The 26,147-nt window shown below is 40.6% G+C and carries 14 protein-coding genes; 6 read left to right on the forward strand and 8 right to left on the reverse strand.

The window, feature by feature from the left end:
- Positions 1 to 66 precede the first annotated feature (66 nt).
- Positions 67 to 2,481: an FtsX-like permease family protein gene (locus BFP97_RS05165; RefSeq protein ID WP_069841388.1), complete on the reverse strand. Its 2,415-nt coding sequence runs from the start codon at positions 2,479 to 2,481 to the stop codon at positions 67 to 69.
- A gap of 160 nt (positions 2,482 to 2,641) precedes the next feature.
- On the opposite strand from BFP97_RS05165, the gene BFP97_RS05170 reads away from it, so the two are divergent.
- The 3 genes from BFP97_RS05170 to BFP97_RS05180 all read left to right on the forward strand — a co-directional run bounded on the left by BFP97_RS05170 (position 2,642) and on the right by BFP97_RS05180 (position 5,397).
- Complete coding sequence (locus BFP97_RS05170) at positions 2,642 to 3,649, forward strand: helix-turn-helix domain-containing protein (RefSeq protein ID WP_139135193.1); 1,008 nt, start codon at positions 2,642 to 2,644, stop codon at positions 3,647 to 3,649.
- A gap of 72 nt (positions 3,650 to 3,721) precedes the next feature.
- Positions 3,722 to 4,924 carry a tRNA 2-thiouridine(34) synthase MnmA gene (mnmA, locus tag BFP97_RS05175; protein WP_069841390.1) on the forward strand — a complete coding sequence of 401 codons (1,203 nt, stop codon included), beginning with the start codon at positions 3,722 to 3,724 and terminating at the stop codon, positions 4,922 to 4,924.
- A 77-nt stretch (positions 4,925 to 5,001) separates the two neighbouring features.
- Positions 5,002 to 5,397 (forward strand): hypothetical protein, encoded by a 396-nt coding sequence (locus tag BFP97_RS05180; RefSeq protein WP_139135194.1) that lies wholly within the window; start codon positions 5,002 to 5,004, stop codon positions 5,395 to 5,397.
- Between the two features lie 87 nt (positions 5,398 to 5,484).
- On the opposite strand, the gene BFP97_RS05185 is transcribed toward BFP97_RS05180, so the two are convergent.
- From BFP97_RS05185 to BFP97_RS05215, 7 genes are all read right to left on the reverse strand, one after another.
- Entirely contained in the window at positions 5,485 to 7,941 is a 2,457-nt protein-coding gene (locus tag BFP97_RS05185; protein WP_069844210.1) for an ABC transporter permease, read from the reverse strand.
- Positions 7,942 to 8,085: 144 nt separating this feature from the next.
- Positions 8,086 to 10,503 (reverse strand): ABC transporter permease, encoded by a 2,418-nt coding sequence (locus tag BFP97_RS05190; RefSeq protein ID WP_069841392.1) that lies wholly within the window; start codon positions 10,501 to 10,503, stop codon positions 8,086 to 8,088.
- A 16-nt stretch (positions 10,504 to 10,519) separates the two neighbouring features.
- Positions 10,520 to 12,967, reverse strand: a complete 2,448-nt coding sequence (locus tag BFP97_RS05195) for an ABC transporter permease (RefSeq protein ID WP_069841393.1) — start codon at positions 12,965 to 12,967, stop codon at positions 10,520 to 10,522.
- Between the two features lie 32 nt (positions 12,968 to 12,999).
- Positions 13,000 to 15,435, reverse strand: a complete 2,436-nt coding sequence (locus BFP97_RS05200; protein ID WP_069841394.1) for an ABC transporter permease — start codon at positions 15,433 to 15,435, stop codon at positions 13,000 to 13,002.
- 40 nt (positions 15,436 to 15,475) lie between these two features.
- A complete protein-coding gene (locus BFP97_RS05205) occupies positions 15,476 to 17,878 on the reverse strand; it encodes an ABC transporter permease (RefSeq protein ID WP_069841395.1) in 2,403 nt (800 codons plus the stop codon).
- A gap of 10 nt (positions 17,879 to 17,888) precedes the next feature.
- Positions 17,889 to 20,297 (reverse strand): ABC transporter permease, encoded by a 2,409-nt coding sequence (locus BFP97_RS05210; RefSeq protein ID WP_069841396.1) that lies wholly within the window; start codon positions 20,295 to 20,297, stop codon positions 17,889 to 17,891.
- A 6-nt stretch (positions 20,298 to 20,303) separates the two neighbouring features.
- The gene (locus BFP97_RS05215; RefSeq protein ID WP_069841397.1) at positions 20,304 to 22,727 is read right to left on the reverse strand and encodes an ABC transporter permease; all 2,424 of its coding nucleotides are present in this window, start codon (positions 22,725 to 22,727) and stop codon (positions 20,304 to 20,306) included.
- Positions 22,728 to 22,903: 176 nt separating this feature from the next.
- Between BFP97_RS05215 and BFP97_RS05220 the strand changes: the two genes are divergently transcribed.
- From BFP97_RS05220 to BFP97_RS05230, 3 genes are all read left to right on the forward strand, one after another.
- Positions 22,904 to 24,277, forward strand: coding sequence for a sigma-54-dependent transcriptional regulator (locus tag BFP97_RS05220; protein ID WP_069841398.1), 1,374 nt, complete (start codon positions 22,904 to 22,906; stop codon positions 24,275 to 24,277).
- Between the two features lie 61 nt (positions 24,278 to 24,338).
- On the forward strand, positions 24,339 to 24,812 hold the full coding sequence (locus BFP97_RS05225) for a hypothetical protein (protein ID WP_069841399.1): 474 nt from the start codon (positions 24,339 to 24,341) through the stop codon (positions 24,810 to 24,812).
- The gene (locus BFP97_RS05230) at positions 24,812 to 26,146 is read left to right on the forward strand and encodes a sensor histidine kinase (RefSeq protein ID WP_069841400.1); all 1,335 of its coding nucleotides are present in this window, start codon (positions 24,812 to 24,814) and stop codon (positions 26,144 to 26,146) included. The genes BFP97_RS05225 and BFP97_RS05230 overlap by 1 nt, the downstream gene beginning before the upstream one ends.
- Position 26,147: the final 1 nt, after the last annotated feature.

Consider the following 26,147-nt stretch of genomic DNA (forward strand, 5'->3'; position numbering starts at 1 on the left):
AACCTTGTGATTTGCTTATGCCAACATGGTGGCCATATCATCAAACTTCAAAATCGATAGCAAGGGTTATTCAGTCTGTAATACATCAATTGGATTGAACCTCGCAGCCTTCAGCACATGGAATACTGAAGAAACAAAAGCTAAGATAAGGCATATAATCAGCACTAAGACCGGTGTCCACCATAAGTAGGAAATCCTGAATGAGAACTGAGCCAGCCATTGATCAGTCAGATAATAAGCGATTGGCAATGCGATAAGGTTGCCAATGATGACAAGTTTTGCGAAATCAAACACCAGAAGTTTTACCATAGAAAGAATACTAGAACCAAGCACCTTCCTAATGCCAATTTCTTTCAACCTACTTTGGATAGTAAATGAAACAAGGCCAAGCAAGCCGAAAACAGAAATTAAAATCGATAGACCTACAAAAATATTGAAGGTTTTCAGAAATGAACTTTCATTTTGATGACGATTCTCAAGCTTGTCTTCGACCAGCCCCCATTGGAAAGGTACTCCCGGGAAAGTATTTGAAAACATCTCTTCTATTTTAGGTACTATTCGTGATATCTCCGAAGACTGGATTTTCACGGAAAGCATATCAATTTCACGACTGATCTTAATAAAGGCAGTAGGTTTAAAAGGCTCCTTAAGTGACTCTTGATGATAATTAGCCACCACTCCTAAGACGCTTAAAGTGTCGATACCAAGGAAAACAATCTTCCTATTCAAAGCTTTTTCAGCCTCTGAGAAGCCATACAAAGCCAAGGCGCTTTCGTTGATTATAACGGATAAGCTATCCGAATCCCTTTCATAGCCTCTACCTGCCAAAAATTCCATACCGTAAAGCGTAGTAAAGTCGTTACCAACAGTTGCCTTAAACACCAGTGCATTTTCGGGATCTTCAGAATTTTCTCCCAACAGCGAAGAGCTTCCTCTCCATCCTATTTGCATTCCCGGTACATCAGAAGATAATGCTACCCTTTCAACTCCAGATATTCCGGTGAGCTGAGTCTTTAGGCTTTGAATTTTATTTATATATACAGCATCGCTGCCTGTGAAATTAGGAGCGTTAATAGCAAGAATCTCATTTGTATTGATACCAATAGGTCGATTATTCATAGCCTCAATTTGATGATAGACCATAGTGGAGAAAGTCATAAGTGTGGCTGAAGCCAAAAATTGCCATGAAACAATTATCCTTCGTATTCTTCCTGAGTTCTTCTGAGATACCGATTTCAGCGCCTCCAGTATATCAAATTTGGAAATAAGCAATGCTGGATAAACACCTGAGAAAAAGGTACTAGCAACCCATATTGTAATCACTATAATCCAAAACTCAGTTGTTGTTAAAAAGGAGACCGGAAAATTAGTCTCTGTTAAGTTCCCAATACCTGGTGAGAAGAGAACAATCAGGACAATCGCGAGCAAAACAGCGCATAAGTTTATAAACAGGGCCTCAACAAAGAATTGCCATCTTAATTCGGTCTTTGAAGAACCTAAGGTCTTACGTATACCCACCTCCTTGCCTCTTTGCACAGCTTTGGCCGTGTAGAGGTTGATATAATTGACCCAGGCAATTAACAGGACAACCCCGGAAATTAGTATCAGAATCAATACTGCCTGAAAATCTCCATTTTCACCTAACTCTTGATTGACATTTGAGTGTAAATGGATGTCAGTCAGCTTGACCAAATCAAAATCTACCACTTTGCTACCTCGTCCATCACCACGATATCTATCAATAAATTCAGGTATTTGTGCCTCTAGCAATTTCGGATCTGTACCTTCTGCCAGCTTAATGTATGTCACATAATCAAACCATCTCCAATTCGCCTCAAGATCATGGTTTAGTAACAACCTCTGAGATAGCCATGACAGGTATATTTCACCTTTTAAATGAGAATTAAGCGACTTCTTAAATACACCTGTGATTAGTACCGTACGGGTTCCAGCAGTATTTCTCCACTCAACTGTTTTTCCAACCGCCTCTTGATCACCGAAAAGTTTCAACTTGACCTTCTCCGAAATGACCGCTGTGTTTTTCTCAGATAACGCTGTTCTTGGGTTACCGACTCGTAAGTCTATACGAAACATATCAAAAAGAGAAGGTTCGGCATAAAAAATCTGTTCTTGTTTGAAATATTCATCTTCATATCTCAGTATTGCTCCACCGTAGGATTCCCCTAAGCGCGTTGCTTGTTCAACTTGTGGAAAGTCATTCACCATAGCTGGTCCAACACCACTAAAAATGGCCGCTCCTACATATGGCTCTTGTCCTTCCTCTGGCGTATAGACAAAATTGAGTCGATGAATTCTGGAAGCATCTGGATGATATTTATCAAAACTCAACTGAAAGCTTCCATATTGATAAATGATTAGAAAAACTGAAATGCCGATCGCCAGTCCGAATATGTTGAGTAAATAAAACTTTGGTGATTTATAAAGTTGCCTAAGTGTTGATATCAAATAATGTCTAATCATATTTAAAATCGTTTATCGAGTTTAAGTGAGTCAGGATTGAATATGACAGGATTTAAGAATACACTCTGACGAATTAATTAATCACTATACATATTTGGGAAAAGCTCGACCTTCGTCACCAGCCAGATGATTGAAGTCCTTATATTTCGAAAGAGCAGTTATGGAACAAAGGGATATATTATTGATAGTATGTAGTCTGGGGGCAGCTCAAAGTTTCTTTTGGTCCCTATACTTAATGTCGATCAAGGAGCGCAATAAGAGCACCTTTCTTTTGAGCATTTTACTACTACTCATAGGCCTTCGGGTGGCAAAATCAACACTTTACCTCTTTACAGATTCCATTGACATTGTAGTTATGAACATTGGTTTTAGTGCTCATTTCGCAACGGGACCATTACTTTGGCATTATTTAAGAAGGCAAGGAGGTCACAAGTTGACCCGAAGGAGCCTTGTGCATTATATACCTGCCTTATTAGTACTAGTTGCCGCTAATTGGCTAAGTCTGGAATCGTTTTGGTACAAAGGAGCATACAGCCTCTTGCTCATCCAATCACTGATCTATTTGACGCTTGCTATTTCTGACTTAAAAAAGCTCTTGCCAAAAATCTCTGGTGAGAAAAAAACTTGGATTCTACTTTTACTTTTAGGCATTGGGGCATTTCTATTGGGATACTTCACCAATTATGTGCTTAGATTTAATCCCTATTATCTAGCTCCGCTCACCTATTCTTTTGTCATCTATTCTCTAAGCTTTTACCTTATTCGTCACTTAGCAAAAATTGTACAAGAGGGTGACAAGAAATATCGCAACCTTCATCTGTCGAAAGATGAATTAATAGAATATGCGAATAGAATAAACTCTTACTTGAACGAAGGCACCCCTTATCTAGACAATGGGTTTACACTAGCAATACTTTCTGATCAAATCGCAGTACCGAAACATATCCTCTCCGCTACTTTTAGCGAATTCTATAAAGTCAATTTCAACGACCATATCAATCATTTGAGAGTTGAAAGAGCTAAGCAAGCACTAATCGATCAACCATATCTCACGGTTGCAAGCATTGCCTTTGATTGTGGTTTCAATTCGTTGTCTTCATTTAATCAGTCCTTTAAAAAGTTCACAAGGCAAACGCCTTCGGCATATAGGAAGAGTATTCAAATTTGAGCACCTAGAAATCTATCATTCTTTCAACTATTTTTGCAGAATCATTGTTAAGCTTCGTAATCGGAGAAAATCATGGGAAAAAGAGTAGTTGTTGGGCTTTCAGGCGGGGTTGATTCAAGTGTTACTGCACACTTGCTGATTGAGCAAGGATATGAGGTAATTGCGATGTTTATGCGCAATTGGGTGGACGACTCTGTCATTATTTCTGAAGAATGTCCGTGGGTGGAAGATAGTAACGATGCTTTAGCCGTGGCTGAAAAGCTAGGCATCCCCTTTCATGTGATCGACCTGAGTGAGCAGTACAAAGAACGTATTGTTGACTATATGTTCGATGAGTATGAAAAAGGCAGAACACCTAACCCAGACATCCTCTGTAACAGAGAGGTGAAATTCGACATCTTCTTAAAGGCGGCTATGAAGCTTAAAGCGGATTTTGTAGCTACAGGACATTACGTTCAGAAGGAAACGATTATCAAAGACGGTCAGGAAGTTCACAGGCTATTAGCCGGTGCTGATCAAAATAAGGATCAAAGTTATTTCCTTTGTCAACTTAATCAGGAGCAACTTTCAAAGGCCCTCTTCCCTATCGGACATTTGCAAAAGTCTGAGGTTAGGGAGATTGCTAAGTCTCTTGATCTGGTGACTGCTGAAAAGAAGGATTCACAGGGGCTTTGCTTTATAGGTAAAGTGAGGCTTCCGGACTTTTTGCAGCAGCAACTGGCACCGAAAACCGGTGAGATAAGAGAGCTCGCATCTAGTGCTGATAACTTCGGTACATATAACCCCGAGGTAAGCATTGACACTGAAGAAAAGCATGAGTCTCTTGTGGCATTGACCACTCCCTATACTTATAGTCCAGATGATGGAAAGTTAGTGGGTGAACACAATGGTGCGCATTATTTCACTATAGGACAAAGAAAAGGGCTAGCCGTTGGCGGTACACCAGAACCTTTGTTTGTGATTGAAAAGGATACCAAGAACAACGTGATCTATACGGGGCAAGGTGAAAATCACCCCGGACTATTGAGAAAGGGACTCTTTGTCTCCAATGAAAACATTCATTGGGTCAGAGAAGACCTCAAACTCACGATTGGCGAATCTAAAAAGTACCAAGCCAGAATCCGGTACCGCCAGCCTCTTGAGAGTGCCGAGCTATTTCTGGAACCAGATGGCCTCTATGTCATTTTTGATGAGCATCAGAAGGGAATTGCTCCTGGACAATTTGTTGCTTGGTATGACGGCAATGAATTAGTGGGTTCTGGGGAAATTTCCTAAACCGACAAGACCTATATTTTCTGATCTATTAAACTTTCTCGGCACTTAATTGTCTTAGACTTAACAAACCTAAGATCATGAGAAAGACATTTTTATTAATGAGTATGCTTTTGTTTATAGGCATGGCAGCTCAGGCCCAGAGAGGCGGAGGTCAAAGAGGACAAAGAATGAGTCCTGAAGAAGCAGCTAAGGCCCAAGCTGAGAATTTCCAGGAACAATTTGGATTGTCAGATGACCAATACAAGAAAACTTATGATGTGCTGCTAGCAACAGGAAAAGCACGCACTGAAAAGCTCCAGGAAATGAGGGCAAGTGGCGATAGAACTGGAATGCGTGATGTAATAACCAAGTTTCAGGAAGAAAGCGATAAGAAATTAAAAGCCATTTTCAATGAGAAGCAATGGGCTTCTTATGAAAAGTGGAAAGAAGAAAGGGCTGCTCAACGAGGAGCCAGACGCGGTGGTGGAAACTAACCGTTTTGCTTAGTATGTTTTTGGTTGTAAAAAAGCCCCGCCCCGAAACTTCGGGGGTCGGGGCTTTTTGTTTGTCTCTGTTGAGTACTACTCGTATCGCAAGGACTTCACTGGGTTTTCATTGGCAGCCTTTATGGCCTGAGTTGCCACTGTGATCAATGCCACAGCTAAGAGTAAGACAGCCGGTACAATGAACAGTAATGCTGAAAGATCAATTCTATAAGCATAACCCGATAGCCACTCATTCATTCCGAAATAAGCGATCGGCAAAGCGAGCACAATTGCAATCATGATGAGTTTCAAGAAGCTAGAAGAAAGCAGTTGAATAATCGTCATCACACTCGCGCCCAGCACTTTTCTAATTCCAATCTCTTTAATACGCTGCTGTACTTCGTACAAGACTAGACCGAATAAGCCGAGAACTGCAACAAAAATCGTTATCCCAGCAAATGTTGTGAAAACAGATCCAAACTGTCTGTCCGCCTGATATTGTTTTTCAAAGCTTTCATCAAGGAAGAAGTAATCAAAGTCACTTGAAGGATATACACCTCGGTAAGCCCCCTCAACGTCTTTCAAGAGTGTTTTGTAACTCTCTCCAGGATTTTCTCCCCCGTTAACCTTAATCGATACATAGCTGGTTGAATAAGCATTCTTGTCAAACCAAAGCATTGTAGGATCCACCTTCGTCTTTAGAGAATGGTGATTGTAGTCGGCAATTACACCAACAATAGTCGATACGATTCCAAAGCGATTGATTTTGGACCCAACTGCCTCTTCATTTGACTCAAAGCCAAAGGCTTTTCTGCCCGTTTCATTAATGATAACTCCTTCATAAAGACTGTTTCTTTCTGGTACCAGTTGCTCTAGGTTGCTATCAAAAGCCCTTCCTGCAAGAATATCGAATTCAAACGTTGGTATGAAATCTTCATCCACTCGATAAAATGACCAATTAATCCCATCACCAATGTTGCCTTCTATGGTAGTCATTCCTGTAGTGGTATTCATATCAATAGTACCTTGACCAAATACCGTCTCGGAATATGTAACAGCTGAGACTTGGGCTATTTTCTTAAGCTCAGACTTAAAAGTATTTCGCTTAGAGACTTGTGCTTCATCATCTTCGGACAGAATTGGGGCCTTTATCACTATAGTTTGATCTATGTTCACACCCAAAGACTGTGAACGCATGTGATTTACCTGGTTGTAAATGGTAACGGTACCAACCAACAAAAGCATAGTGATCATGAACTGGAAGACAACCAATCCTTTACGAAGGATCAAACCACCTTTCGAATCCTTCAGGCGACCTGTTAACACCGCCAGCGGACGATAGTTTGATAGCACCAAAGCCGGATAAATACCCGAAGCGATTGAACCAAAAAAGAAGATACCTACGACCTGCATCAATAGATCAGGCTCACTAAAAACATTGAATGATAGAGATACTCCGGCAAGATCATTGAAAAACGGTAGGACACCTTGAATACAAGTGATCGTCAATACTAAGGCTAGAAAGTTTAGCATAAACGACTCCAACAAGAATTGCACAATCAACGATTGCTTATTGGAGCCCAAGACTTTTCGAACACCTACCTCCTTGCCTCGCTCCATGGCTCTAGCTGTAGAAAGGTTGATGTAGTTTACCCATGCAATCAACAAGACAAAACCAGCAACTACTAACAAGATATTTACTATAGACTGACTTCCATTGACATCAGCCTCATATGTTTTATCGGAGTTGAGGTGAATTTCTGTCAAAGGCTGAATCTCCAGACTATCTCCTCTGTCTTCAAAACTTCCTGTTTTGGAGTAGTATGAGGTATTGAAGCGCCTTTTGAAATCCTGATCCAAGGGCTTATTTGCCAGTACATACAAGAACTCATTATTGCCTCCAAACTCCTCGTACTTACTGCCCATGTACTTAACCGCAGACTCATAGGAACCCAGTACATCGAACTTCAAATGCGCATTCTCTGGTACATCTTTAACCACTCCCTTGACCATCATAGGAACCTCTGCTCCTCCTGGTACTACCGTCAACATCTTACCAACCGGATCTTCATCTCCGAAGTATTTCTTGGCGGCACTTTCCGTCAATACCAAGGCGTCAGGGTCGTTAAGTGCAGTCTCAACATCTCCACTGATCATTTGCCAATCAAAAATTTTCAACCAAGCTGGGTTTGCCCAGTAGAGCCTATCCTCGTTATAAGCTCTATCACCATTTTTCAAAAGCATTCGACCAAAATGTCTTGCCATGGCGTAGTCTTCGATTTCAGAAAATTCCTCCTTAGCCAGTAAACCGGCACCAGGATAACATTGTGCATCAGCAATCTGGAAGTCTGTCCCATTATACAAATCGACAGTGATTCGATAGATATCATCTGCATTGCTATGGAACTTATCATAGCTCATTTCATAACGAGCATATGTCAAGATGAGCAGGCAGACTGTCATGCCTACTGTTAGGCCTAAAATATTGATGAATGTGAAGGACTTTCTCTTTTGAAAGTTTCTTAAGGCTACAAAAAGGTGATTCTTAATCATGATATTTTGAGTTTTATCTGCCAAGTAATTTACAATACGTGTACCAAAACATTATACTACTGATTATCAATAACATAGGTATTTTTCAACCAAAAAAAGCGTATCATGATGACACACTTTTGTTTCATCATGATACGCCTATTACTACTCGTACCTAAGCGAATCAGCAGGATTGGCAAAGGCTGCTTTAATCACCTGATATAAAATGGTCAACAGTGTCAAAGCAGAAACAATCACGACCGGAAGAATAAAAAGGACCATGGTTAAGCTCATTCTGCTCGCAAAGCCGCTCAGCCATTGGTCTACAAAATAGTATCCAATCGGTAGTGCTATGACTGAAGCAAGTAGCATCAACAGCAAATACTCTCTTGTCAATAAGTAGAATATATTATTCACTGAGGCTCCAAGTACCTTTCTTATACTCACTTCCTTAGATCGCTGACCGATATTATACAGTGACAAGCCGAATAGACCTAATGAAGTAATCACGATGGCCAACAGGGAGAAGAAAGTGAATATTTGACCAAATAATCTATCTGCCTTGTACTGACGATCAAAATAAGAGTCTAGAAAGAAGTAGTCGAAATGACTCGTTGCGAAACTTGCATTAAAAGCCTCTTGAACTCGTCCAATGGTAGCTTGCAGATTGCTGTCATTGATCTTTATGGAATAGAACTTATCCCGATTGCGATAGGTATAAATATGAGGCTCCGTTTCCGCTTTTAGGGACTGCTGACTGATATCAGCAACAATGCCCACCAAACGGTAAGGGGCTGTTTCATAATAAATGGTTTGGTTAATCCATTCATCAAGATTCTCCGTCCCCAAAAGCTCCTGAGCCGCTGATAAGCTTAGTACCAAAGCATTGGCATCGGCAAATTCTTTGGAAAAATTACGCCCATGGAGCACCTCAATTTCATATAAATCAATAAATGACTCATCGATTGCTATCTCTTTAGCATACAGCGCCTTATCCTCTTCACCGGGCCCTAAGGCCACCCATCGCATATATGAGATCTCATAACCCGGAATTTCAGAAGAGGCGCTTATAGCGTTTACGTCACTCATTTGCCTTACACTGTTCATAAAAGCAGATTTGCTCAACGCTCGACCTTCTTCAGACATGAAGGGTTTTTTCACGACCAAGGTCCTGTCAATATTCATCCCTAGCGACTCACTCTGTATATATTCTAGCTGCGCTTTGACGACAACCGTCCCCAAAATAAGAACCACTGCTATCACATACTGAAATACAGTTAAGCCTCTTCTCAGTTGAAGTCCCGACTTGCTCACTCTGGACCTCCCTTTTAAAACACTGGATATCTTCTGGCGCGAAAAGAGTACTGCCGGATAAAGTCCAAAGAGTAAGGAACCTAGTGTGAAGAGTATGGCAAAGCCCAATGTCACCATAAGGTTATTGCCAGTGAAATAATTGACTTCAATACCAATCAGTGATTCGAAGAAGCTTCTGCTTAATTGAAGGACCGTGAGTGCTAAGGTCAGAGCAAAGAGGTTAACCAATAATGATTCTGACAAAAACTGCCCTATCAATTGTCTTCTGTACCCTCCCATAACCTTTCGGATACCTACCTCCTTCGCTCGGTCTACCAACTTTGAAGTGCTCAGGTTGATATAGTTAACCCAGGCGATCACCATAATGAAGACACCAATGATAGAAAGAAATGATACGGTGGATTTATTTCCGTTCGCTTCTAATTCAAAACTATGGTGCGAATTCAAGTGGATATCTGCAATGTTCTGAAACTTAAAGTAGATACCTTCCTCCTTATACCAGGCCTCTCCATGTTGACCTATTAAATCATTCATTTTTGGCTCCAGAGATGCCAAATCGGTGTTATCCATCAGCTTGGTATAGGTATAGAAATTACCCCATCCAAAGCTTGTATCAAGCTCCCATTCCTTTGGTAAAGAGCTAAATGAACATAATATATCGAACTTGAAATGACTGTTGTCAGGTACATCCTCGAATACTCCAGTGACCAGGTAATCCACCTCCATGTTCTTAAATCTCAAGACCTTTCCAACTGCCTCGGCATCACCGAAGAACCGATTTGCAAATGACTTTGAAATGACCAACTCGTTCGGGTTAGCCAAAGAGCGAGAGCCCTCTCCCTCTAGCCAACTTAAAGTGAAAATATCTAGTGCATCATGATCAGCAAAAAAAGCCTTTGGAATGTTGAAGGTCCTTGCCTGGCCTTCGCTTGAAAAGTGTGTGAAAGCAAAGGACTGGAAGATTTTATCGGACCCAATGACTCTGGTAACATACTTGAATTCGGGAATTTCCCGCTTCAAGAGCGGAGTAATTCCTGGGAAGATAGAAGCCACTCCATCGTCCGGGTCTTCACCATCAGCGATACGATAAATCCTAAATATATCTTCCGTTTGTTGATGGTATGTGTCATAGCTTTTTTCAAAACTGACATACTTAAAGATCAAGAGACAGGCAACCATTGAAAGTGCCAGGCCTACCACATTAACCGTGGTAAAGACCTTATTCTTATTCAACTGTCTAAATGCGAAACGTATGTTAGATATAATCATGATTCTCAATTTAGATTTAGTCTTGTCTAAGCGACTTCACCGGATTAGACTGTGCCGTTTTAAGACTCTGCCCCACAATGATGGTAGCAGCAACCAAGAGGACGATCAATACCGGTAATAAGAAAAATAGCGTTCCAATTTTCGTTTGATACTCATAACCAGCCAGCCAAGCTCTACCACCGAGGAAGATCAAAGGCAAGCCGATGAAGCTTGATAAGAGAATCAGTAGGAAGAACTCTCTGGAAAGCATATGCAAAATATTCCCAATTGATGCACCTAATACCTTTCTAATCCCAATCTCTTTGGTCTTTTGAATTGCTGTATACCCTGCCAGGCCAAACAGGCCTAAGCAAGCAATGGCAATGGCCAACAATGAGAAAAGGTTGAAAATTTTCCCAAACTGCTGATCCGCTTTGTATTGACTATCAAACCGAGCATCCATGAAGTTATACTCAAAGAGATCGTTAGGAAAGAACTCGTCAAATGTCTTCTCAATGTAGGAAATGGTTTCTGGCAAATTAGACCCGTCAACTCGAATATGATAGGTATCGTCACCTCCATTATAAAAAGGCGAAATCATTAATGGTTCTATAGACGATTTGAGCGACCTGTGATGGAAATCGGCAGTCACGCCTATGATTTCCCAATCTCTTCCAAAAAAGGTTATCTTCTTATTGACGGCATCTTCTGCATTTTCAAAACCCAATAGCTTTACCGCCTTCTCATTCAATATGGTTCCCTTGATCAAGTTAAAGTCTCTGTTATGATCGGTCGGTAGAAAGTTCCTACCAGCGAGTAGCTCTACTTCATATACATCGAGAAAGCCAAAATTGGCATTGAGTCTATTGAGCATGTGTCCCTCTCCTTCGGCACTGGTTCTCACATTGAAAGTTCTTGGCAATCGGCTTCCAAAAACAGACATTGATGTGCCTACTTTATTGATTCTGGCGTTTCTTTCTAAGGTGTTCGTGAATTGGTAAATACGTTCTACAAAGGTGGTATCCATTCTAGTCAGAGCAGGTGCTTCGAGTGTTATTACCCTGTCCATGTTAACACCTAAGTCTTGGCTTTTCATAAACTTGGTCTGCTGATAAACCAGTATGGTTCCGGCTATTAGAGCGATTGACAGTGAAAACTGAAATACCACTAATGTTTTTCTTAGCAACTGACCTTTAGAGCTCTTGGAGAATTGCCCCTTGAGGGATTCTGAAGGGTTGAAAGCAGCTAGTATAAACGCGGGATAAACCCCTGAAAGAAATGACCCCAGGAATAACACTCCCAATACCCATACAATCACAGATGTACCAAGGAGTTCAGAGGATAAAAACTCGATCAAATCCAGATTTCTTTCCACCAACATGTTGAAAAAAGATTGGAAAAACTGCACCAATGTGATTGCTAAGACAAACGCCAAAAAGTTAAGCACCAATGACTCTGTCAAAAACTGAATGATCAACTGTCTTTTTGTGGCTCCGACCACCTTCCTTACTCCCACTTCTTTTGCACGTTGCAATGACTTTGAAGTGGTTAGGTTGATATAGTTGATCCATGCCATGACAAGAATGAACACGGCAATCAGAATCAAAATCCAGACTGTGCTGCCTTCTGAGGTATTATGGTTCTCATATTCATAGTCGGAATACAGATAAACATCTTCTAAAGGCTGTAAATGGAATTTTTCAAAAGTTCCGGTGACCTCATCCCCTTTGAAATACTTACTGCTAAAATCTTCAAACTTTGCTACTAAAGCATCCGGATCAGCATTCTCATCTAATTGGATATAGTGGAAGTAATCCGAGCCTAACCAGCCAAACTCAGCCTGATCGAAAAAATCAAAAGTTGTAGCTCGTGATAAAATCACATCATATTGAAGGCTTGAGTTAGATGGTGCGTCTTCCAGAATCCCTACCAATTCATACTCTAAACGGCTTGAACCCATTCGGATAATCTGTCCAATGTATTGATCCCAATCACCTTCATCTGACTTGAACAACCGTTCAGCCACGCTCTCTGATAAGATCATTTTACGTTTCTGATCAAATACCTCTTTCGGATTCCCAGCCAACACCTTGAATGAGAACATGTCGAAAAAGCTTGGCTCGACTAAAATCGAGAAAGGAATTTTTACAGGGTTTTGATTATGTTCAATAACGTTTTGACCGAACGTGCTGAGGGTAAAGTAATCCACGATTTCCGGGTAATCTTCAAACATCTGCTTACCCACAGCAGAGTAAGTGATCTGTCCTCGCTGGATCATTCTTTCCCCTTCAAACCGCTCATTCATGACACGATAGATAGTCGAAGACTTCGAGTGAAAGCGATCGAAATTCAATTCGAAAAAGGCGTATTGAAGTATAAATACTGAGGCAGTAATGCCTACGGCCAGGCCAAAAATATTGATCAGAGAAAACAATCTGTTCTTTCTGAGTGACCTGAGTGTTGTTTTGAAATAGTTCTTTAACATTTCTGTTTGTTTAGATAATTATTATTGACCTTCTAATTCTCCGTTCTTAATACTTCGGAGGGGTTCTTAGAAACTGCTTTATAAATCTGTGTAAAACTTGCCAGTGCCGTGATGATTAGACAAATCACCAAGGCAAAACCGAAGAACCACCAATGGATTTCGGTCTTATACACGAAGTCATTTAACCACTGAGAGATGCCCCAATAACCTATTGGACTCGCAATAATCATTGCCAGAGCCAGTAAAACTGCATATTCTGATGATAGTAAGAGAGCCAACGACTTTGAACCAGCACCAAGCACTTTTCTTATGCCAAGTTCTTTCACTCGCCTTTGAATTGCGGCATTGACTAACGCGAACAACCCTATAAAGGCAATGAACACTGCTATTGAAGACATGGCTATAAATAGGCTACTTCTCTTAGCATCTTCCTCATAATACCTGGCAACCTTGTCGTCTAAAAAATTATAATCAAATGGGCTTGGGTCATATAGCTTCATTACCTCTTTCAGTTGAAGCATAGTTTCTGATGGGTTTGCAGATTGAAGTTTGACCGTAAAGTAATCTATATTTTGAAGGACATTTCTTTTGAAGCCCATGACCATTGGGGGTATTCTTTCCCTTAGGGATTGAAAATGGAAATCTTTAACTATTCCAGCTACCTCGTAAACAGGATTTCTGGCTAAACCGAGCTCCTGAGCGCCCATTTTAATTCCACTCAGTGTTAAATTTTGCCCTTCAACTTGACTAATTCCAAGCTGCTGTGCCAGTGTTTCATTGATCAAAACCTTTAATGAATCCCTGCTATCAGTTCTAAAGTTTCTGCCTGAAACTAAACCGATATTAAAAAGGTCAAGGAAGTTTTCATCCACAGTCATGAATGGAATTTTAGGAACAACAACTCCTGCTTCGTTAGTCAATTCAATTTCATAATATTGTTTCCATTCCGCTGGTACTCGACTGACTGCTGAAACTTGCATGACCTCAGGAATACTCTGAAATCCGTTTATTATTTGTTGTCGATTTCTTCTGGCCAGATTGCTGTTAATTTCGATTAGTGCAACACTTTCCTTCTCATAACCTAAGTTCTTATTATTAATATAGTTAAGCTGACTATAGACGACTATTGTCGACAACACCATGGTAATAGAAACTACAAACTGAATTAGTGTGACTCCTTTGAAAAAAGTTTGCCGATGCATTCCAATGGTTTGATTCTTTAAAGAAGCTATCATCTTACTTCTTAAAACAATAAGAGCTGGATAGTAACCTGCTAGCAGGCCTAATATCAGAACAACCCCTATGATGAGTGCGATTGCCGTTGGATGTAACAGATAGATAATAATATCTACCCCAAACATTGAGGTCAGAAATGGTCTTATTAATTGAATCAGCGTAAACCCGAGAACAAGTGAGAAAGTAGAGAAGAAGGCCGAGTCGGTCATAAATTGAAGAATCAATTGTCTTCTACTGGCACCGACTACTCTTCTTAAACCAATTTCTCTTATTCGGTCAGTCGCCTTAATGGTTGACAAATTGATATAGTTAACCAAGGCAATGGTAAGCAGTACAAGACCTACAATGGAAAATATATAAACATAGTCACTGCTACTCTCTCTATAATTGAGGTCTCCTTCAAGTAATTCTGATTTAAAATGAATATCAGTTAGGGGTTGCAATGAGTATGCAAACAGCCTGTCTTCACTTTTAGGTCTGTTGGCTGAGGTAAGTCGATTTAACTGATCTGTAACCACCGCCTGATTGGCAGAAGTTCCTAGTTTTAGATAAGTGGTGAAATTACTGTACCCCCAATTACTATTAAATGACGATAAGAAATCATTGAACATCTGATCAGGTATACTATGCGGGAACACTATATCGAAATGCAAATGTGAATTCTCCGGCATGTCTTTCATCAAACCAGAGACCACCAGCGTGAAATCACCATTGTTAGTTCGGGCCTCCAGAGATTTACCTATCGGATTCTCATCTCCAAAGTATTTTTTTGCGGCTGATTCCGAAAGAACCACGCCCATTAGCTCATTCATGACTGTCGAACGATCTCCTAGTATCAATTCATAGTCAAAAAATGAAAAGAAGTTAGGGTCAACGCTGTAGAAGGGTTCTCCAAACTCATTCTCACCATTTCTTATATTTAAAACGCCTAGTTCAAAAATTCTCAGGTATTCATCCACCCCAGCAATATTTTGTTTAGCCTCCGGCCCAACAGCTCCCGGGACTTGAGCGTTTAATCTTAGTCCTAATTCACCACCCTCAACTTGTTCTATGACGCGATAGGTCCTTTGTGAATCTGTATGAAAATTATCGAATGAAGTCTCACTTATGATAAATGCCGAAATAACTATGCAGGCAGCCAGACCAGTCGACAACCCAGCGAGGTTGACCAAGGAGAATACTTTCTTCCTTATTACTGACCTTAATGTTGTTTTGAAATAGTTCTTTAACATAACCTACAACTTTGAGTTTCTTGGGCCTTTTCCTACTTGTTTATTCATATCTAAGATGATCAATAGGGTTCGATTTGGCCGCTTGGTAAATCTTTAACCCTATGGTACAAAAGCATATTAAGGCGATGGTGACTAACGAAAGTCCTATCATCCACCAACCGATATCAACCTTAAAGGCGAAGTCTGCCAACCACTCCGTCATAAAGAAATAGACCAGTGGAGCACTGAATACAAAAGCGAGCAGCATTAAACTGACATACTCTTTGGATAGCAAATTGACCAGCCTCCATAGCTCAGCACCAAGCACCTTTCTTATACTTAATTCCCTTTTCCTATACTCTGTTATTAACTGAATAAGACCGTATACACCAAGTGCTCCAATAAACAAGCCCAAGAATGTGAAAAGAAGAAACAGGTTACCGAACCTGCGATCAGAGCTGTACTGCTGATCAAACTCCTCCTTGACTAAACTGTAGTCAAACGGCCATTGTGGAAAGACTTGGTTCCATGAATCCCTCAGTGCTGCCAAACTCCCTGAGAAATCGGAAGTATTGAGTTTAATTGCAACCTTTTGATAGAAATTTGGTGCTATAACCATGGCCACGGGTCTTATAGACTGCTTCAAAGAATTAAAATGAAAATCTTCGACAACGCCTATCACAAACCCTGGAGTTCCTCCATCTCCTCCCATATCATAGGTCTTACCAATTGCCTCGTTGACAGACCAACCGAGTTCTTCACAAAGCCTTTGATTAATGATGACTCTTTCTTGGGTATCTGTGGCAATCTCTCGAGAGAAACCTCTGCCCGAAATAAGCGATATGTCATAGGTTTTGAGGTAATCATAGTCCACACCAATTGTAGCGAAAGACTTAGACTCCCCCATTCCTTCAAACTTTGAGATAATACCAAAAATGCTTTCTCCTGGAGATAGCTCTGCCAGAGTCGATGATGCTACCTCCGGTATTTCAGTTAATCTTTGTCTGAAGACCTCATAAGAGGCATGAATCTCATCGTTGCCATAGGTAGGCAAGAGAAGTATTTGCTCTGTATCAATGCCCAGATCCTGGCTTTTCATAAACTGAACCTGAGAAAAGACAATAATCGTACTGGATATAAGAGCGATTGAAATTGAGAACTGAAGGAAAATGATAACCTTCCTCAATAGGAACCTTTGTTTGCCTGACGATCGTTCCCGAAACAGGTTATTGGGTTCTGAAGATGAAAGTCGAATTGCCGGATAAATGCCTGAAAGCAACCCGATGAGTAAGACAAGTCCAGTGGTTTCTAACAAATACTTTGAATAGAATTGAGAAAGACTCTCACTCGGTAACCCTAAAGCTTGAATTAAGGGTTCCTGGAGAATTTGTAAAAGTGTAATCGCAAAAAAGAAAGCAATAAGACTCAGTAATACAGAGTGACTCAAGAATTGAATGACCAACTGTTGCCCTGAAGCACCCAGAGTTTTTCTCAAAGCCATCTCCTTAGCCCTTTTCATTGACTGGGCAGTCGACAAATTGATATAATTGACAATGGCTAAGAGTAAAATGATAAATCCAGCACTCGCCAAAATATATAGATTGTCCATGTCACCAGCCACTCCAATTTCCCCAAACATTGGATTCAAATGGATATCTGTCAAAGGTTGTAAATACAAGCCCATGTTGGTCCCATAAAGCTCATAGTATTCAGGATTTGAGTGTTCCTTTGAAGCAGAGACGATCAGACCCTGAAGATGCTCGACATCCGCATTCTCCTCTAATAACAAGTAAGTATGCACATAATGTGCATACCATTCATTGAATTGGTAGGTCCTAAGTGGTACGTTATAATGGTTAGCCACTGAAGCGATCGAAGCCAGATACGAAAAGCTGAAGTGAGAATTTTTCTCAGGGTCTTTGGCAATTCCATCAACCCTATAAGTCATTCGATTATCTACTTCGATAAATTCTCCAATTAAATTATCTGTTCTTCCAAAGAGCTTCATGGCCGAGGAAGCAGTTAGGACAATGGTATTTGGTCCTTGTAAAACTTCATCTTTCTTTCCCTCCAGAAGCTCAAATGAGAAGACCTCAAAAAAGGAAGAATCAGTGAAATAAAAGTTCTCTTCATGGACTCTCGTTTCATCATGTTCAACCAATGAAGGGAATTGTCTGAGCCTGACGAAAGACTTGATGCCAGCATAGTTATCCTTTAGTATAGGTCCCATCACGCCTGCACTTGTCGCACTAGAAGGGACACCGGTATCAAGCCTTCCAAGGTTCAATCGATATATCTCACTTTTGTTCTCATGAAACTTATCGAAACTATATTCATAAGTTACGTACTGGAAAATCACAAGCACAGCCGCCATTCCGACAGCCAAACCAATAATATTGATAAAGGAAAAGAGCTTATTCTTTGCCAGTGATCGGATCGTAGTTTTGAAATAGTTCTTTAGCATAGCTCTCTATTTATTCATTGCGCAGTACTTCCGCAGGATTAGTCCTTACTGATTTTATAGAATGAAATAGCACTGTGACCAAAGCAATACCTAGTAATACCAATACTGAAATGATAAAAATATCTGCTGATACAGCTGTACTATAGGCAAATGAGTCTAACCACTTAGTCGTCAACTGGTAAGCGATCGGTATCGAAATGATAGCGGATATGAAGATTAGCACTAGTGTCTGTCTGTTCAACAGGTAGGCTATTTGATTAAAATCTGCACCCAGTACCTTTCTAATGCTGATCTCCTTGATCCTATTTCCCAAGTTGATTCCAGTAAGTCCAAACAGTCCGATACTGGCTATGAGAATTCCCAGCGTGGTAGATGCATTAATGATCCGTTGCCACCGCTGACTATCTTTGTAGCGCGTTGCCAAGAAAGTATCCATAAAACGCACCTCATTCAGTGGGTCTCCAGTAACCTTCTCAAAAGCAGCCTTTACATCTTGAACTCCCTGTTCTATCATTCCAGCTTCCAACTTTACAAAGAGCGTTGAAAGCACTTCGGGTTTTGCTAACTCAAAGATTATAGGATAAATAGCTGTTTGAAGAGATTCAAAATGGAAGTCTTTGACGACACCTCCAATTTTATCTTTGTGATAACTAAACATAGTTGAGTCCCCCGCAATCAAATCGAAGTAGGTCTCACTGACATAGTTTTTTCCCTCCTTAAGTTCGAACTGTTCAGGTGATGGGTAACCCTCACGATCAACAAAGGAGATATCTAATGTTCTGAGGAACTCCTTACCTACTCTGACACGTCTAATTCTGTGCTGAACGCCATCAATAATCATTGAACCAAAACCACTTCCTCCAATGAATATCCCATTACTTGTTCCTGCATCTCTGACGGATGAAGACTTAATGAGCTCTTGCTTGACTAATTCGGCTTGGCCCCAAAGTCCACCCACCATTACTATCTGGTCCTTATCAAAACCCAAGTCCTTTTGACTGATGTAACTGAATTGCTTTTGCATCACTATGCTAATAGAAATGAAGACAAGGCATAGCGTAAACTGGAAGACCATCATTCCTTTAATCAAGCCTGGACTCACTCGACTGGTCATTTGGCCTTTTAGGCCTGATAAAACTTTGAATCTGGATAGAATTTGAGCTGGATAACCACCTGCAACAAAAGAAATAAAAAGGCCAAATAGTAACCCGTAGCCCAATAACACCATGTTCTCACTGGTACTTGGAAGTAAGGCCTTACCAGACATTTCGTTAAATGTTGGCAATAAGGTTTGCATCAATGTGAAACCACCGAGAACGGCTAACAACGTCAAGGTTAATGCCTCTAGATAGAATTGAACTCTCAACTGAGGAATATTTGCCCCTACTACCTTTCTTACGGCTATTTCTTTTCTTCTAACTGCCGAAGAAGCAATACTAATCGACAGATAATTTATGCTTGCGATAAGGAGTATGACCAGAGCAATGGCAATAAGTATATAGGAATATAGCGGAGAAGAACTCTTATTATATTGGAGGGTCGGATCTAAATATACTTCCGAGACACTTTTTAAACCGAACTGGACAACTGGATTGTTTTCAGACAACTTCAGATTTTCACGAGCTCTGGATAGATAAGTCTCCTCCTTATTATCAAGGAAAACATCTCGAATCTTGGAATTGACTGCGTCTACCGCAACATTTTCCTTTAGTTTGAAGAATACTGATATAGCATAATAGTTCCAGTCATCTTGATGCTCTTTGAAGTAATAGGAGTTCTCAACAGGGGCGATAATATTGAGGTTGAGCATTGTGTTATGTGGCAAATCAATAACCCCTTTAACATTATAAATCGTATTGGTCGAGCCTAGAACGACTAAATCCTCACCCACCGCATTGACAGTCCCAAAATGTTTGATGGCGAATGCCTTGGTGATAACTACATCGTTGATTGTCTCGAAGGCAACTTCTGAACTTCCATCAAGGAAGGTGTAGGAGAAATTGGTAAAGAAGTTTCGATCCACATAATGTACGATCTCTCTAGATTCCTCTCCATCTTTAATTGTAGTCAATCGTTGATATTCAATACGCGTTACATTCTCTATTTCTGGTAAACTTGTCTCGATAAGTTTCAGAAAGGGTAAGTTCATAGTAGCCTCCTTACGAACACCCTTTAAAGGCTCTGTATCCCAGAATCCAGCTTCCAACTGAGGATTATCAGTTTTATAGTTTATGGCGTGGAAAAGGAATAACCTATCACCATCCTGATGAAAGTTGTCATAGCTGAATTCGTCCTGGACAAACAGGTAAACCAGAAAGCAGAGCATTAAAGCAATCGACAGCCCTATGAAGTTGATAAATGAGTAAAGCTTATTCTTTACATGAATTCTGAAAGCAGTCTTGAAGTAATTTCTAAACATCTTCTTTTAGTCTTCTTTAAGGTGATCAATTGGATTTTGAATCAGTGATTTATAGGAAACAAGCCATAGCACTGCTCCCAATACAGCGACTGTTGCGATGACCGGAATCAATAGTTTATAGGCAGACAGGTCTATTCGGTTGGCAAATTTTTCCAGCCACTTATCTAGAAAAATAAAGCTCAATGGAAATGCGATTAGGGCCGCTACCACGAACATCATAATATTCCCTTTTGCCACTTGTAGATATAAGGACTTGAGATTAGCCCCAAGCACTTTTCTGATACTCAAAGCCTTCATCTGCTTAATCAGATCAAGTACCGTCAAAGCACATATTCCGATCAGGCTGAGCAATATGGCAATGACCGAAAAGCCCCCAAGAAGCAGAGTGGTGTGTCTTTCTTGTTCAAATTGTCGATTGTAGAAATCATCTAAAAAGAAAGAGTGAAAGATGTTTCCGGGAAACACTTCTTCGAAGCGACTTTTTACCAATGTCATCATATTAGTCATTTGCTGCCCTTCAAATGCAATTGAATAATAGCCACGACTTTCACTGTCAAAAACGAAGTTGATAGGTATTTGAGGCTCTGCTGGAGAAAGTTGATAATAGTCTTCTACTACACCAATTACTGTTCTGATGTACTCATTCTCAGGACTGGTAATTCGTCTGCCCAAAGCTTCTTCTGGATCAATATTACCGAATAGGGCCATCATTGCAGAAATATTAAGAATAGCCCCCTGATCATCTGAACTAAACTGACTAGAGAAATTCCTTCCCGCCAAAAACCTGTTTCCATAGAGGGATAAAAAAGACTGATCTACCTGGTGTTCATGGATTGGCACATTGTCAGATATTGGAGCATTCAGCTCTCTTATTTCATAAGCAGATGGCCTACTACCTGGAATGGCATATGAAGAAGCAACCGACTTAACGCCAGGAATAGTCAGCCATTTCTCCTTAATTAGGTCTGGATTGCTGGCAAATTCATCATAGTCGAAATCCCTTGGCTGCTGCACTATGTAAATACCCGAAGTCTTGACTCCCCGATCAATCCCGTGCAAATAGTTTGATTGTGACCATATGGTAGTTACGGCAAGGATCAAACAGATGGACGCGGCCCATTGGAAGATAATTAATCCCTTTCTCATCAGTTTTGTACCCAAATGGCCACCAGCCGTAGCACCTTTTAACGCATCAGCTATTTTCGTTCTCCTTAAAATACTCAGAGGTGCCAAAACACTAATTATTGCACCTGTGAACACCACAGAAAGGATTATTAAGTAAAAGCTCATTTCAGGCTGATAGGAAGAAGGAATTCCGGCAATTTGATTGATAAGAGGCTGGGCTAATTGCCAAATACTCAGTGCTAACACAAGTCCAATACCATTCACAAGGAAAGCATTGAACAACTGTCTATAGAGCAAATAATTCGAACTAGCTCCAAAGGTCCTTTGAACTCCGGAACTCCTAATACTTTCCAAGGCTCCTGCAACCGAGAAATTGACGAAATTGATCCAGGCAAGTAGCAATATGATGATCCCGATTGCCAAAAGACCATAAACCTGGCTAGTGGCTCTGTTGAGTAGCTGATCTTCGTCAAAATCAGACTTTAGGTGAATGTCACTTACCCTTTGTAGAAAAAGTTCCTCTCTTAAATCAAGACCACTTTGTTGAGGTTTATAATCGGCTATGATGTCTTTTATTTGATCATTTACAAGATTTCTGTCAACACCTTCTTCAAGGAGCACATAGGTTTTCATTCTGCCCCAGCTCCATGAATCATGATGATCTGTTGACTGATGCCGGGCACCAATACTTTCAAAAGACCTGATCAGGTCGAAGTCCAAGTGAGAGTTGTCCTCCCATTTTTTGTAAACACCAAGAATTAGATATTCATGCCCATCATCTTCTGTCCATGTCTTACCGACTGGGCTCTCAGTACCAAATATGGTGCTGGCCATTTCATTAGAGATTAAACCTGTAAAGGGTTCATCCAACCTAGCAAAGTCACCTGCTAGCAAGTCTAGATCGAATAGACTAAAAAAACCGGCTGAAGTACTGAGTACCTTAAGGTCGTCTCTGAGTAAATCATTGTGGTTATTGAACTTTATTAAGGTACCACCTCTGGAACTGTAAAGAAGAGGCTCCACAGCTTCAATGCCAGTAACGTCATTTTCCAACACTGCGGTTAATGCTGGGTAGTTATCAGGCCTTGTGCTGGCTAATTCGCCATTTACATAACGAGACATTATTACCCTATGTAGGCGATCGTTCTTAGAATGGAAAGTATCAAAACTACTTTCATACTTCACGTAATAAAGTATGCTCACAAAGGCCACCAAACCTATGCTTAGACCCAATAGGTTGACAATGGATAAGCTTCTATGCTTGAAAGCCATTCTGATACTGAAAGTAGCCAAGTGTTTGAACATGTTGACACAGTATAGCCCAATACTATACCAATTATTCTATAAGACTATATATCAACCACTTACCAATAAAAAGCCGGCTCTTATAAAGAATTTCGTATCAAATTGACACGAGTACTTGTATCAGTTTGACACAATAAATACCTTAAGGGGACAATTAGGTAATAGCCCTACGCAAAATGGACAAAGCTGACGCCAAAATTCTCGTTCTCGATGATGATCAGGGAGTATTATACACTGCCAAGATGATCTTGAAACAGCATTTTGAAACTGTTATCACAGAGAAGGATCCATTGAAACTGGACTTTCTATTGAATCAACATAAGTACGATGTCATTGTCCTTGATATGAACTTCTCTTATGGCCTCACAAGTGGTCAAGAAGGGATTAAGCTGCTCAAGAAAATCCTGAAAAAGGATCTTGATGCGCATGTTCTAATGAACACGGCCTATGGCGAAGTAGACATTGCTGTAGAAGCCATGAAGGAAGGTGCTGTTGATTTCTTGGTTAAGCCCTGGCAAAAAGAAAAGCTTCTGGCTACGGTGCAGTCTATCTACACACTAAGTAAGACCAAGAAACAGGTTAAGGAGCTAAAAACTAGTCAGAAGATTGTTGTCAGAGATCAGCAACGAGAATTCGATGACATCATCAGCGTAAGTCCTACAATGAAGCCTGTCTTTGATGCCATTGATAAAGTGGCGGTAACAGATGCTAATGTGCTTATTCTAGGTGAAAACGGCACGGGTAAGGAACTCATTGCCAGAGCCATTCATAATAGGTCTCCAAGGGCTGACGAGAACTTTATTAAGGTAGATCTCGGGGCAGTTTCTGAGTCTCTTTTTGAATCTGAGTTGTTTGGTCATGCCAAAGGTGCTTTTACCGATGCCAAAGAGGATCGGCCGGGAAGATTCGAAATGGCGAATGATGGCACTCTATTTTTGGATGAAATTGGCAATCTATCGCTTGCGATGCAAGCAAAACTACTAACTGCCATTCAATTCAAGCAGATATCGAGAGTTGGGTCGAATAAAGTGACACCATTAGACACTCGCTTAATTTGTGCTACCAATATGCCGCTCTACGATATGATTGTAGAAAACGAGTTCAGACAAGATCTTCTTTATCGAATCAATACGGTAGAGATTAAGCTTCCTCCCCTTAGGGAACGAATTGAAGACATTGAACCGATCGCGCTGCACTTTTTGAAAATGTACGGAAAGAAGTACCGCAAAGAAAAGATGCGTCTCAATGAGACTACACTCAACAAATTGAAGCGATATTCCTGGCCAGGCAATGTACGTGAATTACAGCATGCAATTGAAAGAGCCGTTATCATGGCCAACTCACACCTGCTTGCCCCGGAAGATTTCTTACTGATTGAAAGGCCGACTCAAAATGTGATTGCCAGCGACAATTACAATATTGAGGAAATGGAAAAACAGGCCATTCAGAATGCTGTAAGAAACGCTGAAGGTAACCTTACCAAAGCCGCTCAGGCTCTGGGGCTTGGTCGCAGCACCCTATATCGAAAGATGTCGAAATACGGATTGTAGTCTAAGATTTTAGGAAAGTATTTACTAGATTAGTCTTGACTAACTCAATCTCTCAACCTGGATGAAAAGCCTCACTGCCTTCCTTGTCCTCATGCTGTGGATTCAGCCCGTCTTGGGTCAGGAGTCTATAGATGATGCAGCCAATCTAATTCGCGAAAGCCAAATGAAAGATGAGACCACTGACTGGGTTCACTTTGGCACTTTCGACTATACACTAAAAGGGGTTAATAATAAGACGACCAGCTATCTACGAGTAGAGGGCAATACTACAGTAAGAATGTACTTGCTGGCAAAAACTGACTGCTATATGTTCTTCGATGTCCGGGATCAAAAGGAAGCTTACATTTTTGGGTCAAATGACGACATTAGCTTGGAAACCGAATTGATGGGATATAAAGCCGCTACTTCCATATATACCACTCCGGACGAATTCATGATGAATATTAATTACGGTTTACGCTGGGGTTGTCAAAAAATGATCGATACAGAATTTCGCCTATTAGTCTTCTATGTGAATAAAACCGTTGATGATTAATGGAGTATAAATACTTCCGATGGAATGTCATCATCAGGATCTCTCTCATTATTCTTTTCGGTTACGGGTCCGTTTATGTGATCACTCAGACTCACTTTTGGCTCGTTTCCTTCTGGCTGATTCTTGCACTAATTGTCACTTTGATCAACCTGGTCCGGTACGTTGAACGATCGAGACGCGAGCTGGCTAACTTCTTACTGGCTATCAAGCAACAAGACTTTAGCAATACATACCACTACAAAAAGGAGGATGACTTGAATTACGCCTTTCATGAGATCAATCAAGTCCTCAAGACACTACGTAATGAGAAGGCCTCTAACCTTATCTACCTTCAGACCATTGTAGAGCACGTACGTGTGGCACTGGTTTGTTTTGATGATCAAATGAGAGTTCAATTGGTTAATCACGCAGCAAAAGAACTATTCGATAAAAACCTGATCACATCAATTCGATCTTTAAAGCATCTTTCGGAGGAGCTTAGAGATACAATAACCAATATAAAGAATGGCGAACGTGAATTGGTGAAGTTGACTTTGGGAGGAAAGTTGATGAACCTTTCTATCCTTGCAACTGAGTTTAAACTTCAAGATGAAGCTTTTAAGTTGGTCTCCTTTCAAGACATTAAAAGCGAACTTGAGGCCAACGAAATTGAGTCTTGGCAGAAACTTATTAGAGTATTGACCCATGAAATCAAGAACTCCGTAATTCCCATTTCAACGCTGTCAGACGTAATTCTACAAATGATCAAAGATGATTCGGGACAGCCAGATTTATCCAAATTGGATGATGAAGGTATTGAAGATTTGGTGGGTGGACTTGAGACGATAGAATCACGGAGTAAAGGCTTGGCCAATTTTGTAAAGACTTACGATCAGCTTACCAAAGTTCCCAAACCTGATATTCAAACGGTCAAGGTCGAAGAGCTTATTAGTAGGCTCGTTAATCTATTTAAAGCCGATATTGACCAAAACCTCATTCAACTAGCGTTGAACCTCGAGGAGGAACTAACAATTGAAATTGACCCTGACCTGATAGATCAGGTGTTGATCAACTTGTTCAAAAATGCTATTGAGGCCTTGCAAGGCCAAAAAAAACCAACCATATCTTTGCACGCACATCGAGATGAAGAAGGAACTTCCATTACGGTTTCTGACAATGGGCCTGGAATTCCTGATGAAATCGTGGAGAATATTTTTGTTCCATTCTATACTACAAAGACTTCAGGATCAGGTATTGGACTTTCACTTTCACGACAAATAATGCGATTGCACAAAGGCAGCCTTGAGGTGCGCTCTACTAAGGATCGAGGCACCTCTTTCCTACTGAAATTTTAGC

Origin of the sequence: Roseivirga sp. 4D4, from assembly GCF_001747095.1 — a bacterium.
Taxonomy (GTDB): Bacteria; Bacteroidota; Bacteroidia; order Cytophagales; family Cyclobacteriaceae; genus Roseivirga.